The sequence below is a fragment of the Pseudomonas entomophila genome (assembly GCF_018417595.1).
GTDB lineage: Bacteria > Pseudomonadota > Gammaproteobacteria > Pseudomonadales > Pseudomonadaceae > Aquipseudomonas > Aquipseudomonas entomophila_C.
Window position 1 is genome coordinate 3,775,850 of the sequence record NZ_CP070982.1, and the last position, 17,043, is coordinate 3,792,892.

Here is a 17,043-nt window from a genome sequence, read left to right on the forward strand (position 1 = left end):
AACAAATAAAGGCCAATCGCCATCATTCGGTATTGCTAACGTTCTCTACGTCAATTCAAATACCGGCTCATGGACGACATCATCAATCACTATCTAGGCGCATTGAATCCGCAAGCCTGGGACAGTTGCCGTCAGCGGACACCTTTCACATCAACGTGCACTGAATGTTTTAGCCGCCAGTACTTCGGTGGAAATGTCATCAGTTACCGGTGCGAGGAGAAGAGAAAACTGTATGTACTCCGTTACCTCCCGGTGCACATGCATGAAAATCGCTCGGCCATGGATCTCGTGCCGCCAGCGAGTGTTGACCGTTGGCTGAACACAGGAAAAGTCCGGGTGCTGTCAATTGGCGGCGGGCCCGGCAGCGACCTGTCGGCCGTCATCGACTTCCTCAGAGAACGCTCCGACCGACCTCACTATCTGAATGTCGAGATGACTCGCCTGGACATCCAACCTCTGTGGGAAGAGATTGCCTTGGATGTGGTTCGCCGCAGTGCCCATGATATTTACTTCACCCTACGCGAGGTACAGGCTGACGTCCTGAGCGCCTGGCCGAGCAATGTACTCAGGCAGTATGACATCATCACCATCTCCTACCTGATCTCCGAAATAGCACAGGCTGACTTCGAGCAGTTCGCACTCCAGTTACAGGGCCACCTGGCACAAGGTGGTGCACTCATTATCAATGAACGGCCTCAGGAAAACCTGCAACTGAGCATCGACCAGATCTACGCATCCCTTGGAATCGACCAGTTTGTGAAGGACCACAACAAACGCCGAATCGACTTCGATTATCCCGAGCACGCCAAGGCTCTCGTCGGCCCGAAGCTACGAATGACCTCATTCGCCTCCGTGGGCATCAAACAATCCCGGAGTTGACCGGCTTTGCAAGCTCGCCAATTTTCTCCAACCGTGCCCGCACGATATTGCGGCTGATATTCAGCAACCTACCCGTCTGCAACTGATTCCCGTGGCAATACCGATACGCCGAGCGAAACACCGTCTCCTCGATATGCTCGTACAGGTCCGGCAGGTTCTGTTCGAACAGCGCCAGCAACGCGCTCTCCAAATTAACCGGCGCCGCACTGGCAACTATGGGCAACGCCGCCACTTCCCCATATCCCACCGCCAGTGGGCGCATATCCACCAGATGCAGGTCGGCTGGCGCCACCTGCTGCTGGCGGCACACCAACAAGGCATGGTGGATGGCGTTCTCCAGCTCGCGGATGTTCCCCGGCCAGCTGTGCGCCAGCAATTTGCGTTCGGCTTCCGGGCTCAAGGTCGCACGCTCGTAGCCCAGGCGTCGGCAATGCTCCTCTATGAAAAACTCCGCCAACGGCAGGATGTCACCCGGCCGCTCGCGAAGCGGCGGCAGGCGGATGGTGGCCACGTGCAGTCGGTAGAACAGGTCCTCGCGAAAGTGCCCCGCCACCACGGCATCGGCGAGGTTGACGTTGGTGGCCGCCACCAGCCGCACATTGATCGGGATCGGTGTGCGCGAGCCGAGGCGCACCACCTCGCGCTCCTGCAGCACACGCAGCAATTTCACCTGCATGTTCAACGGCAAGTCGCCGATCTCGTCGAGGAACAGCGTCCCGCCATTGGCCGCCTCGAACCAACCGGCCTTGCTCGAGGTGGCTCCGGTGAAGGCCCCCTTCTCGTGGCCGAACAGCTCGCTCTCCACCAGGGTTTCGGCAAAGGCACCGCAGTTCACCGCCACGAAAGGTTCGCGATGACGCCGGCTGAGGGTATGGATGTGGCGGGCGACCAGCTCCTTGCCGGTGCCGGTCTCCCCGATGATCAGGGTGTTGGCTTCGCTGGGTGCCAGGCGCTCGATACGGCTGAGCAACTCCTGGGAGCGTGGGTCCTTGAACACGAGCACGGTGGCGCGCACGGATTTGGTCAGCTCGCGGGCATGGGGATGGGTGATCAGCGACATGAGGGCATTCCTGGCAATTGTGCGCGACCCCATAGTGCATGAAACAATTTAGATCGAAAAATTATTAATAAATATTTATATATTCGATTTAGGCATACACGAAAAACCACCCGCTCGATTGCTGCTGGAGCAACAGCCAGTCAACACCGTCTTGCGTGGGCATCAGCACCGCAAGCGCGCTGAGCATGGCTGGTGATGTTGACTGCAGGCCCCGTCACACAAGGCCTACAGCGCTCCCAAAGATACCCTGGCATGCATTTCGCTCCTGCCTGGCAAACGCCTGGGCCGCTCAAACGTGCGGCCCGCACACTGTCAGGAGCTGAACATCATGAAGACTATCTGGCGCTACAGCCTGGCCCTGCTCGGGCTGCTGCTGAGCTTCGCGTGCTGGGCCAGCGAGCCTCCCAAATCCGTACGCATTGCCATCGTCGCCTTCACCCAGGGCGGCGCTCCAGTCTTTGGTGGTATCCCAGGGCGGGTGATCGAGGACGGCTGGCTTGCCCAGCAACTGCAGCAACGCGGCATCCAGCTCGACTGGGTGGCCCTGCCCCACGCCGGCGCCGGCCCGCAGATCAACGAAGGCTTCAGCAACGACAGCCTGGACTTCGCGGTACGCGGCGACCTGCCATCGGTGATCGCCGGGGCCGGTAATGTTCCCGGCAAACTGGTCGTGCCGGGCGGCAGCGGCAACAACGTGTACCTGGTGGTGCCGGCCAACTCCACGGTACGCAGCATCCAGGACCTCAAGGGCAAGCGCCTGGCCCTGCATCGGGGGCGGCCGTGGGAGTTCGCCTTCAGCAACTTCCTGCAAAGCCAGGGGCTGCAGCTGACCGACTTCAAGATCGCCAACCTCAACCCGCAGGTCGGCGCGGCCGCCGTGTCGGCGGGCAAGGTGGATGCCGCAGTGCTGCTCAGCGAGGCCTATGCCCTCGAAGACAAGGGCGTGGCCCGCATCCTCTGGTCGACCAAGCAGGGCGCCAACGACTGGCGGCTGGTCTCCGACCTGTGGGGCACCGACCGCTTCCTCGAACAACACGCCGACATCACCCAACTGGTTGCCACCGCCTGGGTCAGGGCGGCGTGGTGGATTTCCCAGGAGCAGAACCGCGACGGCTACTACGCCCTGTCCTCCCGCGCCGGTGTCGCCGAGAGCGTGCTGCGCCGTGACGACCAGGACGATCCGGTGGCCTGGAAGGAGCGCTGGGCGCCAAAGAGCGACGCCCAACTCAAGGCCCACTACCAGGCGCTGGCCCGCTATGCCCTGGACAACCGCCTGATCCGCACGCCCTACGCCATCGACGGCGACCTGGCAACCGGCTTCACCCGCCAGGCGCTGCAGGACCTGCAACTGACCCATTACTGGCCGTCGCTCGACGCCCAGCTCAGCCAACACTGACAGAGAACCCGCCATGAAGCTGCCTGTCTCACTCACCCTGGGCCTGACCGCCCTGGCGCTGTCCATCAGCGCCGTCGCCGCCAACACCTTCGCTCCCAAGCCCGACCCGCAACAAGGCGATGGCCGGGTCTCGGCGTTCTATACCTGGAGCAACGCCATCCCGACCGCACCCGGCAAGCTGCTGCGCAGCGAGCCGCTGGACCAGGCCCTGAGCCTGCCCAACGCCGCCAGCGCCCAACGCATCCTCTACACCTCGCTGGACGGCATCGACGGCAAGACGCCAATCGTGGTCTCCGGCGCGCTGTTCATCCCCAAGGGCAAGGCGCCCGCCGGTGGCTGGCCGGTGGCGAGCTGGGGGCATGGCACGGTGGGCGTCGCCGATATCTGCGCACCGTCCTGGGCCGGGCGTTCATACCGCGATGTGCAGTACCTCGACCGTTGGCTCGACGAGGGCTACGCGATCGTCGCCACCGACTACCAGGGCCTCGGCGTGCCGGGTGGCCATCCACTGCTGAACAACCGCATGGCGGCCTACGGCATCCTCGATGCGGCGCGGGCGGTGGTCGCCGGCGTGCCGGGGCTGGCCAACAAGGTGCTGATCGTCGGCCAGTCGCAAGGGGGAGCCGGGGCGTTCGCGGCCGGTGCCTATGCGGCCACCTATGCACCGGACCTCGGCGTCAAGGGCAGTATCGGCACCGGGGTGATCTACACCATCGGCGCGAAGAACGTCGGCGAGCAGGACCCGGACAAGGTCGACCCGTCGCTGGCCTACGGTTTCTACACCTTGCTGGCAGCGCAGCAGTACGACCCGAGCATCGACCCGCGCGACTTCTACACCGCCAAGGCCTTGCCGCTGTTCGAGCAGGCGCGCAGCAGCTGCCTGTCTTCGCTGGTCAGCGACGTGGTCGGCACCGGCCTGACCCCGGCCAATGCCAGGAAGGAGTACCAGGGCAACCAGCTTGAAGCCTGGCAGGCCCAGGTGTCGTACCCGACCCTCAAGCTCGCGCAGCCGATCTTCATCGGCACCGGCGCCGAGGACAAGACTCCCGCCGCCAGCACCCAGGTGGCCCTGATGCAGGACGCCTGCAAGGCCGGTTCCGTGGTGCAGGGCCACTTGTACAAGGGCTTGGGCCACAGCGAGACGGTCAATGCCTCGCTGAAGGATTCCATCCCTTTCGCTCGCCAGGTCATCAGCGGCCAACCCGTCACCCCCAACTGCAACCCCAGCGTCCAGTAAGCCAGGAGCACCAGCATGAGCCTCGAATTCTTCACCCGCCTGCCGCTGCACGGCGAAACCCAGTTCCTCCCCGGCGACCCACGCAACCGCGGCGACTGGCACGCCGGCGGCCCCAGCACCGGCGCGGTGTCCGGCTTCGCCGTGGGCGATCACTTCAGCTACATCGACTACCTCGGGCAGGTGGCCAGGGCCGCCGAGATCAATGGTTTCGGCGGCGCCTTGATGGTCAACGCGCCTTCCGGCGAGGAGCCGTGGACGGTGTGCTCGCTGCTGGCCCGCGAAACCCGCACACTGAAATTCGTCACCGCCTTCCAGCCCTACCACTACACGCCCTGGGTCGCGGTGCAGCAGGCCGCCACCTACCAGCGCGCCACCGGTAACCGCCTGGTGTGGAACATCATCAATGGCGGCTCCGACGCCATCCAGCGCCAGGTTGGCGACTTCGAGGGGCACGATGAACGCTACGCCCGCGCCACCGAGTTCATGGATGTGGTGCGCGGTTACTGGCACAACGACAACTTCCACTACGAAGGCCGCTACTACCGCGCCGAGGGTGGCGGCCTGCGCGGGCCGCTGAAGAAAGCCGAACTGCCGCTGATCTGCACTGCCGGCTCCTCGGAAGCGGCCCGCGAATTCGCCGCCAAGCACGCCGACTTCTACCTGATGCGCGCCGAGCATCCTGACGAAATCGCCGCGCTGATCGCCGATATCCGCGCGCGGGCCTTGAAACATGGGCGTACAGACATCCGTTTCGGGCTGTCCATCGACGTCATCACCCGCGACACCGAGGAGGCTGCACTGGCCGAAGCCAAGCGTTTCTTCGACGAAGGCGTGGCCAAGGGCACGGTCAAGGCCCGTGCCGCCCACGCCGGGCTGCGGACAGCGCGCAAGCTGAGCTATGAGCACGAATATGCCGACCAGGGTGAGGCACCCGCCTTCGACGACTTCTTCATCCACCCCAACGTCTGGACCGGCTTCGGCTACATCGGCATCCCGCCGGGCTGCGCGCTGGTTGGCAGCCACGAAAACGTGGTGGCGCGAATCCGTGAGTACCACGCCATCGGCATCGACCTGTTCTTCCTCGCCGGCTACCCGCACCTGGAAGAGGCCTACCGCATTGGCGAGCACATCCTCCCGCACTTTCGCGGCGAACGCACCTCCCTCTGATTTTGCTCGACTTCTGTAGGAGCGGCTTCAGCCGCGATCACCCGCGAAGCGGGTGCTGGGCAACGCGTTGCCTGCATCGCGGCTGAAGCCGCTCCTACAGAGGGTGCAGCGATCACACGAGCGAATTGATCTTCCACCAGCGTGGACGGGACGAAACGAAAGAGTGGTAGGCAGGGCGCAGCGCCTTCTCGCCCTTGGCGTCGAAGCACCCCAGCAGCAACCCGACCGTCGGCGCATCGTCGACCGCGCCCAGGCTGCTGCCGCAGGTGGAGCAGAATGCGCGGCTGGACTGCGCTGAAGCCCGGTACAGGGCCGGCAGGCCACCCTCGCCGACCCACTCGACAGCCGCCTTGTCGAATTCCACCCAGCACAGCGTCAGACCACCCGAATGGCGTTGGCACATGCCGCAGGAGCAGGTGTGGGGAAATCGTGGTTCGCCCTGGGCAATGAAGCGAATGCGGCCGCACAGGCAGCCGCCTTTGTAACGGATGGGTTTCATCAGGCAATTCCTTGGCTACCGCCGCCTCGTACAGCGCACGGAAAATGTACCTCGCGCCGCGGAAATTGCCAGTGAGCCATCAGCTGCGGTGGTCGATACCGGGTACCAACCCCAGCTCGGTGGCGCGCTCGTACAGGCCACTCATCTTCCATTGCTGAGTGAGTACGCCGGGCCCATAGGGCCGCGAGCCACCGAGTGCATCGGCGAGCAACTGGATCTGCGCGCCTTCCTCCAGCAGCAGGATGAATTCGGCAGTGGCGCGCAAGCCCTGCTTGCCCCACACAGTGGAGCCGCCATTGGCTTCGAGGATGGCCAGGGTGAAGGGGTTGGCGGCGATCTGCTCGAGGATGAAATCCACCTCGGCCTGGCGCCGGTCGATGTACACCGGCAGTTCGCGAGCCAACTGGTAGCGCTGCACCGGCACATAGTGGAACGGCAAGGTGCGATGGGTTTGCGCCCAGGCACCGAGGTAAGGTGTATGCACGTGGGACACGGTGGTGATGTCGGCATGGTGCTGGAACAGTTTGCCGTAGCGCCCCAGGCCACCCTTGCCCTTACCGAGGATGACATTGCCGGCGAAGTCGCTGACCGTCGCCTCCAGCGGCTTGCGGTAGTTCCACGGGCCTGCGTAGTTCACCGCCACCAACAGTTCCTGGCCCGGCACCCGCTCGATGAAACCAACGGTGCCGTTGGCGGTGATGGTGTTGGTTTCGCGGAACACGGTGAATGCGGCTTCGGCCTCGGCCAGCACCTGGTCGATGAAAGCTTGCAGCTCAGTGGTGAGGGGGCGTTCGTTGAGCAGTACGGTCATGGTCGATCTCCGGAGTCAGGCGCGGCGCTGGGCCAGCAGGTCATGGGCGGCTTGCAGGGGGCGGTGGTCGACCCAGTCGGCGAGGTCGAAGTCGCGCTCCAGGAAGCCATGCAGGTTGAGGAAGGCCTTCTGGGTGTCGAGGAAGGCCAGGCGCCGGGCCGACAGGTCCGGCGCCAGGGTGGCGTGGAAGTCGCCGCGATAGGCCTCGGCCACGCCCTGGCTGCCGGCGTGGGTCTCGTCCTCGAGGATGGCGTTGAGCGCCTCGCGGTTACCAACGGCCCAGTTGGCGGCGCGCAGGGTCTGGGCGAGGAAGCGCGCGACCAGGTCGAAGTGCTCGTCGAGCAGCGACTGGTGGACGGTGATCGGCCGTGGCGTGCCATTGTTGATGCGGTGCCGTGGGTCGGGCAGCACGTCAAGGTCGATACCCACCACCAAGCCCAGGCGGCGGGCGGCGTCGGCTGCTGCGGCGCCTTTGACATACACCGCGTCGACCTCGCCGCGCGCCAGGTAGTCCAGGCCCGACCACAGGCGCTGCAACCCCAGTTGCGGGGTGCTGGCAACCTGCTGGTCGAGCAGCGCCACCTCCACCAGGTGCACGTCGTCGAAGGTCAGCCCCACCGAGGCCAGCGCGCCTTTGTAGCCGTGCAGGCTCATGGCCCGGGCGATGCTGCCAGGGCGGTCGCGCCCCCAGGCCGGCAGCGCCAGGCGCTTGCCGCGCAGGTCTTCGGGGCGGCGGATGTTGCTGTCCGGGCGAACCAGAAGGGTCTGCCACTCCTCGATCCAGGTCAGGCCGACCAGCCTTGACGGCGCCCCGGCGGCGCGGGCGGCCAGGGCCGGCAGGTTGCCGCCCTCGCGGAACAGGCCGGGGAGCAGATGATCGTAGTGGTGATGACCGAGCTGACGGGCTTCCTGCAGGGTGTCGATGGGCAGCCCGTCACGGGCGAACTCTTCCTGCAGCCAGCCGAGCTTGTAGGCGATGCCGGAGGCGGTCGGTACCGGGCAGCGGGTGAACCAGAGGCGGTCCAGTGCTTCAGGTTGGGGGGTGGTTTGAACGAGGGTCATGAAGAGCTCCTTGGGCGTCGTGCAGGGCGTGTTGCAGCGGTCGTGCCAAGGGCTGGAAGGCCCGGAACATGGAGACTGTGCGCGAGTACCCCGGGCCCGGCTGCTGGCCTGGGAGCAGGCGTGCGGGGCGGGTGCTGCCAGATCAGCAGGCGGCGGGCCGAGCGTGTTGCTGGAGCAGCAATTCACCTTTGCAATCTCGCCGCAAGCCAACCGCTGCATGGGCTCCGCTGGAGTGGCAAAGAAGTTGCTCTGGCGTTTTCAGGATCGGGGCCGCTGCGCAGCCCCCGCGAACACCGCCATCGAGGTCAACCATGAGCATCATCGAACTGCCCCCCGCCCACCGCATCACCAGCGAAGCCGAAGCCCTGCGCATCGCCCGTGAAGTCGCCAGCGAATTCGCCACCCTCGCCGCCGACCCGCGCAACAACGACCAGCTCCCACGCCGCCAAGCCGAACGGCTGTCGAGCAGCGGCCTCACCGCCATCGGTGTCCCCGCGCGGTTCGGCGGCCTTGGCGCCTCAGTCGAGACCCTCGTCGAAATCGTGCGTCTGATTTCCACCGCCGACGGCGGCGTCGGCCAGTTGCTGCAGATCCACAACGTCATGCTGCGCGGCCTGCTCGACGGCTACCCCGACGAAGTCCGCGACCGCGTGCTGGCCGATGTGCTGGCCGGTAAACGCCTGGGCAATGCGCTGGCCGAGGTCGGCGGCAAGAACAAGTTCGCCCTCAAGACCCGTGTCGAAAGCCGCGCCGACGGCAAGCGGGTGCTCAACGGCAGCAAGTTCTATTCGACCGGCGCCTACCTGGCCGATTGGATCTGGCTGACCGCGGCCAGCGAGGACGGTGGCGCCGGGGTACTGCTGCACCGGGACACCCCTGGCCTGACCCTGGTCGATGATTGGCGGGCCTTCGGCCAGCAGCATTCGGTGAGCGGCACGGTGAAATTCGACGAGATCGTCCTCGACGAGCGTTTCGTCACCTTGCGCAGCGGGCCGATGAAACGTACAGGGCTTACCTTCCCGCAGATCCTCCATGCCGCCATCGATACCGGCATTGCCGCCGGGGCCTTGCAGGCAGCGGTGAGCTACCTGCGCGAGCAGGCTCGCCCCTGGGTCGAGAGCGGTGTCGAGCGGGCCAGCGACGAGCCGCACATCATCCGCCAGGTCGGCGAGTATGCGGTCGCCCTGCGCGGCGCCGAAGCGGTGCTGCGCGAGGCCGCGCGGGTGTTCGACGCCCATGAGCACGCCCCCGAGGACAAAGCGTTGCAGGACGAGCTGATCCTCTCGGTGGCCACCGCCCGGGCGCATGCCGATGGGGCGGCGCTGAAGATCTCCAGCGACCTGTTCTCGCTGCTGGGGGCCAGTGCCTCGCTGAGCAAGTGGAACCTCGACCGCTTCTGGCGCGATGCCCGGGTGCACACCACCCACGATCCGATCCGCTGGCGGCTGCACAACGTCGGCAACTATTACCTCAATGGGGCGGACCCAGGGGAGTACACGGCGGTGCTCAACGCCAAGGAAGCGCAAGGCGCCACGCGTCGCTGAACCACCAGGCATCAATTCAAAGCCAAGCTTTCTGTGGGAGCGGGCTTGCCCGCGAAGATGACAATACAGTGCATGGCACCGGCTTCGCCGGTGTTCGCGGGCAAGCCCGCTCCCACAGAGGTATGCACATAGTCGACTGACAAGCCGAGCCCTGCATGACCTCCAGACACCCCCTCCTGCGCGCCCTGGCCATCTACCGCGAGATGCCCTGGCGCTTCGCCCTGGTCACCACCCTCTATATCGCCGGCAACCTGGCACTGGCCTGGCAGCAATGGTTGATCGGCCACGCAGTCGACGATGTCGGCGCCGGTCGCGCCGTCACCCGCCTGGCCGATGGCAGCCTCGACGCCTCCCTGGCCTGGCACTGGCTGTGGGCACTGCTGGCCATCGCCCTGGCTCGCGGCCTCCTGCAATACGCCGCCGCCGTGCTGTCGCTGGTGCTCAGCCAGGCCCTGCTGACGCGCCTGCGCGAACGCATCCTCGAACAGGTCCAGGCCCTGCACCTGGGCTACCACTGGCGCCATGGCATGGGCGAGCTGGTCACCCGTACCACCCGTGACGCCGACAAGGTCCGCGATGCGCTGATCACCTTCTGGCGGCAGATCATCGAGACACCACTGGTGGTGCTGGCGGCGGTCGGCCTGCTGTGCTGGTACGACCTGCTGCTCGGCCTGGTGCCGTTGCTGCTGACGGGGGGCGGACTGGGGTTGTTCGTGCGCCAGACCGAGCGCCTGGTCACCCTCGACCGGGCCGTCGCCTCGGCCTATGACCAGGTGAGCCAGGACCTCTCGGAAGGCATCGGCGGGGTGCGGGTAATCAAGGCTTTTGGCCTGGAAGGCCCGCGTATCGCACGGTTCTCGGAACAGGTGACGGCGTTCAGCACTCACGCTCAAGCCGCCTTGGCCTACGCCAGTTCGCGAATCCCCCTGCCACAGGCGGTGGTCGCCCTGGGGCATGTGTGGATTCTGATCTACGGCGCCCATCAGGTGGCCGCCGGGCAACTGGGCATCGGCGAGCTGGTGACCTCGCTGCTGGTAGCCACCACGCTGGTGTTCCGTATCGAGGGCATCGGCCGGGTGATGCAGACCTTCGCCGATGCCCGCGCCAGTGCCGAGCGCATCTGGCAACTGCTCGACGAACACCCCGCCATTCGCAGTGGCCGGGGCACCCTGCCGAAGGGACCACTGGGCCTGAAGCTGGAGCAGGTGCGCGTGGGCACGCCGGAGGCTGCGCACGACCTCTTGCAGGGCTGCTCGCTGCACCTGCGCCCCGGCGAGGTGGTGGCGCTGGTTGGCGCCACCGGCAGCGGCAAGAGCCTGCTGGCCAGCCTGTTGCCGCGCCTGGCCGAGGTGGACGGCGGCAGCGTGCGGGTCGGCTCCGACAGTACCGGCTGGCATGATGTGCGCGACATCGACCTGAACGCCCTGCGCCGTCGGGTGCAGGTATTGCCGCAGGAGAGCTTCCTGTTCTCCGACTCGCTGGCCGCGAACTTGCGCCTGGCCGCGCCAGCGGCCAGCGATGGCGAGCTGCGCGAAGCCCTGCGCCTGGCCGCCGCCGAGGACGTGCTGGAGCGCCTGCCCCTGGGCCTGGACACGCCACTGGGCGACCGTGGCGCAAGCCTCTCCGGTGGCCAGCGCCAGCGCCTGTGCCTGGCCCGTGCCCTGCTCGGCGCGCCGGACATCCTGTGCCTGGACGACGCCACCAGTGCCCTGGACGCCCACAACGAGCGCCGCGTGCTCGACAACCTGCGCCGCCAGCAGGGGCGTGCGCCGACCCTGCTGTTGATCACCAGCCGCCTGTCCACCCTGCTGCTGGCCGACCGCGTGCTGCTGCTCGAAGGCGGGCGCATCAGCGCCAGCGGTCGCCACGCCGAATTGACGGCGCACAACGCCCACTACCGCGACCTGCTGGGGATCGAGCATGGCTGAACGCGATATCGACATCGAACAGCGCCTGGCGCGCCAGGCCCTCGATCGCGGCATGCTGCACCGCCTGCTGCCGTTGCTGCGGCCGATCCGCACGGCAATCCTTGGCGTGATCGGCCTGGAGTTGCTGCTGGTGCTCACTGTGTTCCTGCGGCCTTGGTTCGTCCGCGAGCTGATCGACCGTGGGCTGATCCAGGAAGCCGGCCACTGGCTGCTCGACGAGCGCCTGGTGCTGTGGCTCGGCCTGGGACTGGCCGCCAGCTGGTTGGGGCGCTTCCTGCTGGCCGGGGCTTCGCAATTCATCGCAGGCAACGCGGCGATCCGCGTGCTCGGCAGCCTGCGCGTGCAGGTGTTCGCCCATGTCCAGGGGCTATCGGTGAGCTACTTCGACCAGACCCGCGCCGGGCGCATCATCGCCCGCGCCGACCGCGACATCGACGCGCTGGAGCCATTGCTGGTGCAAGGCCCGCCAGAGCTGATCGGCGCCCTGCTGCGTTGTTGCCTGGCCGGGGTGATGCTGTGGCGCATCGAACCGAGCTTCTTCTACAGCCTGGCTGCCACCGTGCCGTTGCTGGTGCTGGCGACCTGGCGTTTCAAGCGCATCTCTCAACGCAGCTGGGCCAGGGTCGCCGAACAGCGCAGCCGCTTCACCGCGCACCTGGTCGAGAGCGTCAGCGGCGTGCGGCTGATCCAGCAGTGTGGCCGCGAAGCCGGCAACCAGGGCCGCTACCGGCGTTTGCTGGAGGACTTCAACCAGGCCCTGATCCGCGGCAGCCTGCGCACCGGCTGGTTCGCCCCGCTCACTGCGCTGCTGAGTACGGCGGGCATGGCCGTGCTGTTGCTGGTGGGCGCCTTTGGCCTGGCCGAGGGCCGGGTGAGCGTCGGCCAGATAGCCGAGAGTCTGTTCTACGTGTTCCTGTTCCTCGGGCCGCTGCAGGAGCTGTCGGACCTGTTCGAACGCTACGCCACCGGCAGCGCCTCGGCACAGCGTATCTTCCTGCTGCTCGACACCCGCGCCGAGGTGCTCGACCCCGATCAACCGCGAGCACTGGGCCGGGCCCAAGGCCATGTGAGCTTCGAGCAGGTCGGTTTCGCCTACACCGCCCGGCCGGTGATCGACGGGCTCGACCTGCACATCCGCGCAGGCGAGGTGCTGGCCATCGTCGGCCCCTCGGGGCATGGCAAGAGCACCCTGGTGCAATTGCTCACGCGCTTCTACGACGTGCAACGCGGTGCGGTGAAGCTCGACGGCATCGACCTGCGCCAACTGGCCCAGCGCGACCTGCGGCGCAACGTTGGCGTGGTGCTGCAGGACAACGTGCTGTTCAGCGGCAGCATCCTCGACAATCTGCGCCTGGCCCGGCCCGAGGCCGACGATGCCGTGCTGGAGGCCGCCGCCCGTGAGCTGGGCGCCGACGAGGTGCTGGAGCGCTTGCCAGAGCAATACCACACCGAAGTCGGCCCGCTGGGCAGCCACCTCAGCCATGGCCAGCGCCAGCTGGTGTGCCTGGTGCGCGCCTACCTGGCGGACCCAGCGGTGCTGGTGCTCGACGAAGCCACCTCGGCGGTCGATGTGCACACCGAGCGCCGCATCCAGCGGGCGTTGCGGCGGCTGTGCCAGGGGCGCACGGCGATCATCATCGCCCACCGCCTGGCGACCATCCGCGATGCCGACCGGATCGCCGTGGTGCGCCACGGGCGGGTGGTGGAACTGGGACGGCATGCCGAACTGCTCGAGGCTGGAGGCGCGTATGCCGGACTGTACGACGCCTATCTGCGCAGCGCTGGTGAGGTGAACGCCGAAGCCTGACCCTGGCATTCATCCGCGATGCGCCGCGCCTGCGGCGCTCGGTTCGACAGGCGCAAATGCCCTACCGGCAAACACCTTGCGAACCTCAAATATCCGAAATCCGGATAGGTGGTTTTCAGGTGCTCGGCGAAAGCGCGATGGTGCTCATGTGACCGAGCGCCGCCCGCGCGGCGCATCGCGGATGAATCCGCTCCTACACAGGCCATGCTGCTGCTCATGCAATCGCTGCTGCCCGGCTGCTGCCACGGCAACACCCTGCCCTCGCCAACCACCACCATCCCCCGCGCCATCGGACTCGCGCCGCCATGGCACAGCCGTTGCACCGCCCCCACCCTCGACAACCTCCCCTTCAGGAGCCCCCATGACCACCGAATTCTTCTGGCGCCTGCCCCTGGGCACCGATGGCCCGCAGCTGTCCACCGACCGCCACAACCGCGGCAATCCACAGCACCGCCCCGGCCACATCGCCCCAGGCCGCCTGCCCAACGGCGAGGCCGATGGTTTCACCTACATCGACTACATCGCCCAGGTGGCCAAGGCCGCCGAGCTGGCCGGCTTCGAAGGCGCGCTGCTGCCCACCGGCCCCGAACCCTGGATCGCCGCCGCGGCCCTGGCCCGCGAGACCCGGCGCATCCGCTTTCTGATCGCCTTCCAGGCCACCTGGACCCTGCCCGCCTATGCCGCGCAGCAAGCGGCGATCCTGCAGAACCTCAGCGGCGGGCGGCTGGACTGGAACATCATCACCGGGGGCAACCCTGCCAGCCAGCGCGCCAATGGCGACTTCCTCGAACACGACCTGCGCTACAAGCGCACCGGCGAATTCCTCGACGTGATCCAGGGCCTGTGGGCCAACGACACGTTCTCCTACGAAGGCGACATCTACCGCCTGGAGCACGGCAGCCTGCCGCCGGGCCTGCAGCACGAGCGCAAGCCTGGGGTGTACTTCTCCGGTTTCTCCGACGCCGCGCTGGAGGTCGCCGCCCGCCACGCCGACGTCTACCTGAACTGGGCCGAGCCCATCGACAGGCTCAAGCCGCATATCGAGCGGGTGCGCGAGCTGGCCGACAAGCAAGGCCGCACGGTACGCTTCGGCTTGCGCGTGGACCTGTTCGCCCGCGAAACCGAAGAGCAGGCCTGGCGCGAACTGCGCCAGCAGTTCGAACGCCTCGAAGGCAACAGCAGCGCCATCGCCAAGGGCTTCGCCAGCGGCTCCGACTCGGTGGGCGGCGCGCGCCAGGCGGCCTATCACCAGCACCTGCAGGACTTCGACGCGCTGAAGCTGGCCCGCAACCTGTGGGCCGGCTTCGCCAAGGCCAAGCCCGGCCCGACGGTGGGCCTGGTGGGCAGTCACGAGCACATCGCCGAGCGCCTGGCCGAGTACCGCGATGCTGGCTTCTCGACCTTCATCCTGGCGGCCAACCCGCACCTGGAGGAAGCCTTGCGCATCGGCCAGGAAGTGCTGCCGCTGGTGCAGCAGCCCGCCGCCGCGCCACTGAAGGCCAGCGCCTGAGGAGAACAACCATGAGCCACCCCCTCGATACGCTCTGGTACACCCGCTGCCCGGTGCCCACCGGCCTGGGCATCGCCGTGCAGCAAGGCTGGTTGCAGCAAGACCTGGCCGCCCTCGGCACCCGCGTGCAGTCGCTGCGCGAAGCCGACGAGCAGGCCGTGCGCGAATCGCACTTCGACCACACGCTACGCAACTCGGTGCGCCACGGCGGCAGCATCCCGGCGATCTGGGCCCGCGCCCAAGGCCGCGAGACCCGCGTGATCGGCCTGTCCTGGGCCGACGAGGCACAACTGATCCTGGCCCGCCCGGACAGCGCCATCCACACCGTGAAGGACCTCAAGGGCCGGCGCTTCGGCCTGCCCGACTGGGCCGCGGCGCAGATCGACTTCACCCGCGCCCAGGCCCTGCGCGGCCTGGAAAACGCGCTCAGGCTCGACGGCCTGCAAGTGGGCGACCTGCAACTGGTCAACTACCGCTACGACGGCACCTTCAGCGACCGCCCGGTACGTACTGTCGCCGGCACCCCGGTATCCACCACCCACAACGAAGGCCGCAACCTGGAACTGGCCGGCCTGCTGCGCGGCGAGGTGGACGCGATCTTCCTCAAGGGCGCCAGCGCCGTGCAGCTGGCCCACGCCTTCGGCCTGCGCACCGTGATCGACACCGGCAGCCACCCCGACCCACTGATCCGCAGCAACAACGGCACCCCACGCACCCTGGCCGTGGACAACCACCTGCTCGAGCAGCACCCACAGGTGGCCCGCGCCATCCTCGCCAGCGTGCTGCGCGCCGAGGACTGGGCGCACCAGCACCCGGACGAAACCCGCCGCTACCTGGCGCGCGAAACCAACAGCAGCGAGTACTGGGTCGGCGTGGCCTACGGCAACGACGCCCACCTGCGCCTGCGCACCGCCCTGGACGAGCAGGCAATCGATGCCCTGCAGGACTTCGTGCACTTCCTCCAGCGCTGGCGCTTCATCCCCGCAAGTTTCGCCGTGCGCGACTGGATCGACCGGCAGCCGCTGGAGGCGCTGCTCGCCACGACAACCCCCATGGACAGGAAGCCCGTCGCCCTATGAGCAAGCCCCTGGAAACCCTCTGGTACACCCACAGCCCGGTGCCCACCGGCCTCGGCATTGCCGTGCAGTCCGGGCGCCTGGCCCAGGCCTTCGCGCCGTTCGGCACGCGCATCCAGTCATTGCGCGAGTCCAGCGAACGTGAGGTACGCGAGGCCCACTACGACCACCACCTGCAGAACTCGGTGCGCCACGGCGGCAGCATCCCGGCGATCTGGGCCTACGCCAGCGGCGTCGAGACCCGGGTGCTGGGGCTGAGCTGGATCGACGAGGTGCAGCTGATCCTCACCACCGAAGAGAGCGGCGTGCGCGGCATCCGCGACCTGAAGAACCGCCGCTTCGGCCTGCCCAAGTGGGCCAACGTGCAGATCGACTTCACCCGCGCCCAGGCCCTGCGCGGCCTGGAAAACGCGCTCAAGCTCGAAGGGCTGAACGTGGCTGATGTTGAGCTGGTGGACTACCCCTACGGCGGCACCTACAGCGACGAGCCCAAGCAGCACCTGTACGGCTCGGAAGTGGCCTTGGACACCCGCCGCGTGAGCCGGCGCAACAACGAGTTGATCGGCCTGCTGCGCGGCGACATCGACGCGATCTTCCTCAAGGGGGCCCACGCGGTGCAGCTGGCCCACGAGTTCGGCCTGCGCGTGGTGGTCGACACCGGCAGCCACCCCGACCCGCTGATCCGCAGCAACAACGGCACCCCACGCACGTTGACGGTGGACACCCACTTGCTGCACGAGCATTTCGACGCCAGCCGTATTTTGGTCGATACCGTGCTGCGCACCGAGCAGTGGGCCTGGGCCAACCCCGAGGAGACCCGGCGCTTTCTTGCCCGCGAACTGAACACCAGCGAGTACTGGGTGGCGGCGGCCTATGGCGAGGACGCCCACCGGCGCTTGCGCACGGCGCTGGATAGCCGGTCGATCGCGGCGTTGCAGGACTTCAGCGAGTTTCTCCATCGCTGGGGGTTCATTCCACGGCGCATCGATGTGCGCGAATGGATCGACTCGAGCGTGCTGGAGCAGGTGATCGGGTCGACATCGCGCTTGGCGGTTTGAACGCGGCAC

General features: G+C 66.9%; 14 protein-coding genes. 10 read left to right on the top strand and 4 right to left on the bottom strand.

The window, feature by feature from the left end; translation table 11 throughout:
* Positions 1-69 precede the first annotated feature (69 nt).
* Positions 70-879 carry a hypothetical protein gene (locus JYG34_RS16355; RefSeq protein WP_213657434.1) on the top strand — a complete coding sequence of 270 codons (810 nt, stop codon included), beginning with the start codon at positions 70-72 and terminating at the stop codon, positions 877-879.
* Here the strand turns inward: JYG34_RS16355 and JYG34_RS16360 are convergent.
* On the bottom strand, positions 860-1,939 hold the full coding sequence (locus JYG34_RS16360) for a sigma-54 interaction domain-containing protein (protein WP_213657435.1): 1,080 nt from the start codon (positions 1,937-1,939) through the stop codon (positions 860-862). The genes JYG34_RS16355 and JYG34_RS16360 overlap by 20 nt on opposite strands.
* Positions 1,940-2,267: 328 nt before the next feature.
* Here JYG34_RS16360 and JYG34_RS16365 point away from each other — a divergent pair, with 328 nt between their 5' ends.
* The 3 genes from JYG34_RS16365 to JYG34_RS16375 are packed head-to-tail and all read left to right on the top strand — an operon-like array spanning position 2,268 to position 5,739.
* Entirely contained in the window at positions 2,268-3,335 is a 1,068-nt protein-coding gene (locus JYG34_RS16365) for a PhnD/SsuA/transferrin family substrate-binding protein (protein WP_213657436.1), read from the top strand.
* A gap of 13 nt (positions 3,336-3,348) precedes the next feature.
* Positions 3,349-4,572 (top strand): lipase family protein, encoded by a 1,224-nt coding sequence (locus JYG34_RS16370; protein ID WP_213657437.1) that lies wholly within the window; start codon positions 3,349-3,351, stop codon positions 4,570-4,572.
* 15 nt (positions 4,573-4,587) lie between these two features.
* A complete protein-coding gene (locus tag JYG34_RS16375; RefSeq protein ID WP_213657438.1) occupies positions 4,588-5,739 on the top strand; it encodes an LLM class flavin-dependent oxidoreductase in 1,152 nt (383 codons plus the stop codon).
* A gap of 112 nt (positions 5,740-5,851) precedes the next feature.
* Here JYG34_RS16375 and JYG34_RS16380 read toward each other — a convergent pair whose 3' ends face one another.
* The 3 genes from JYG34_RS16380 to JYG34_RS16390 all read right to left on the bottom strand — a co-directional run bounded on the left by JYG34_RS16380 (position 5,852) and on the right by JYG34_RS16390 (position 8,111).
* Positions 5,852-6,238: a GFA family protein gene (locus JYG34_RS16380; RefSeq protein WP_213657439.1), complete on the bottom strand. Its 387-nt coding sequence runs from the start codon at positions 6,236-6,238 to the stop codon at positions 5,852-5,854.
* A 79-nt stretch (positions 6,239-6,317) separates the two neighbouring features.
* Positions 6,318-7,049: a class II aldolase/adducin family protein gene (locus JYG34_RS16385; protein ID WP_213657440.1), complete on the bottom strand. Its 732-nt coding sequence runs from the start codon at positions 7,047-7,049 to the stop codon at positions 6,318-6,320.
* Positions 7,050-7,064: 15 nt separating this feature from the next.
* Positions 7,065-8,111: an ABC transporter substrate-binding protein gene (locus JYG34_RS16390; protein ID WP_213657441.1), complete on the bottom strand. Its 1,047-nt coding sequence runs from the start codon at positions 8,109-8,111 to the stop codon at positions 7,065-7,067.
* 311 nt (positions 8,112-8,422) lie between these two features.
* Between JYG34_RS16390 and JYG34_RS16395 the strand changes: the two genes are divergently transcribed.
* The 6 genes from JYG34_RS16395 to JYG34_RS16420 all read left to right on the top strand — a co-directional run bounded on the left by JYG34_RS16395 (position 8,423) and on the right by JYG34_RS16420 (position 17,034).
* Positions 8,423-9,655 (top strand): acyl-CoA dehydrogenase family protein, encoded by a 1,233-nt coding sequence (locus tag JYG34_RS16395; protein ID WP_213657442.1) that lies wholly within the window; start codon positions 8,423-8,425, stop codon positions 9,653-9,655.
* A gap of 155 nt (positions 9,656-9,810) precedes the next feature.
* Complete coding sequence (locus tag JYG34_RS16400; RefSeq protein ID WP_213657443.1) at positions 9,811-11,583, top strand: ABC transporter ATP-binding protein; 1,773 nt, start codon at positions 9,811-9,813, stop codon at positions 11,581-11,583.
* On the top strand, positions 11,576-13,390 hold the full coding sequence (locus JYG34_RS16405; protein WP_213657444.1) for an ABC transporter ATP-binding protein: 1,815 nt from the start codon (positions 11,576-11,578) through the stop codon (positions 13,388-13,390). Before JYG34_RS16400 ends, JYG34_RS16405 begins: the two co-directional genes overlap by 8 nt.
* A gap of 361 nt (positions 13,391-13,751) precedes the next feature.
* Positions 13,752-14,900: an LLM class flavin-dependent oxidoreductase gene (locus tag JYG34_RS16410; protein ID WP_213657445.1), complete on the top strand. Its 1,149-nt coding sequence runs from the start codon at positions 13,752-13,754 to the stop codon at positions 14,898-14,900.
* Positions 14,901-14,911: 11 nt separating this feature from the next.
* On the top strand, positions 14,912-15,979 hold the full coding sequence (locus JYG34_RS16415; protein WP_213657446.1) for an ABC transporter substrate-binding protein: 1,068 nt from the start codon (positions 14,912-14,914) through the stop codon (positions 15,977-15,979).
* Positions 15,976-17,034: an ABC transporter substrate-binding protein gene (locus JYG34_RS16420; RefSeq protein ID WP_011534565.1), complete on the top strand. Its 1,059-nt coding sequence runs from the start codon at positions 15,976-15,978 to the stop codon at positions 17,032-17,034. Before JYG34_RS16415 ends, JYG34_RS16420 begins: the two co-directional genes overlap by 4 nt.
* Positions 17,035-17,043 lie beyond the last annotated feature (9 nt).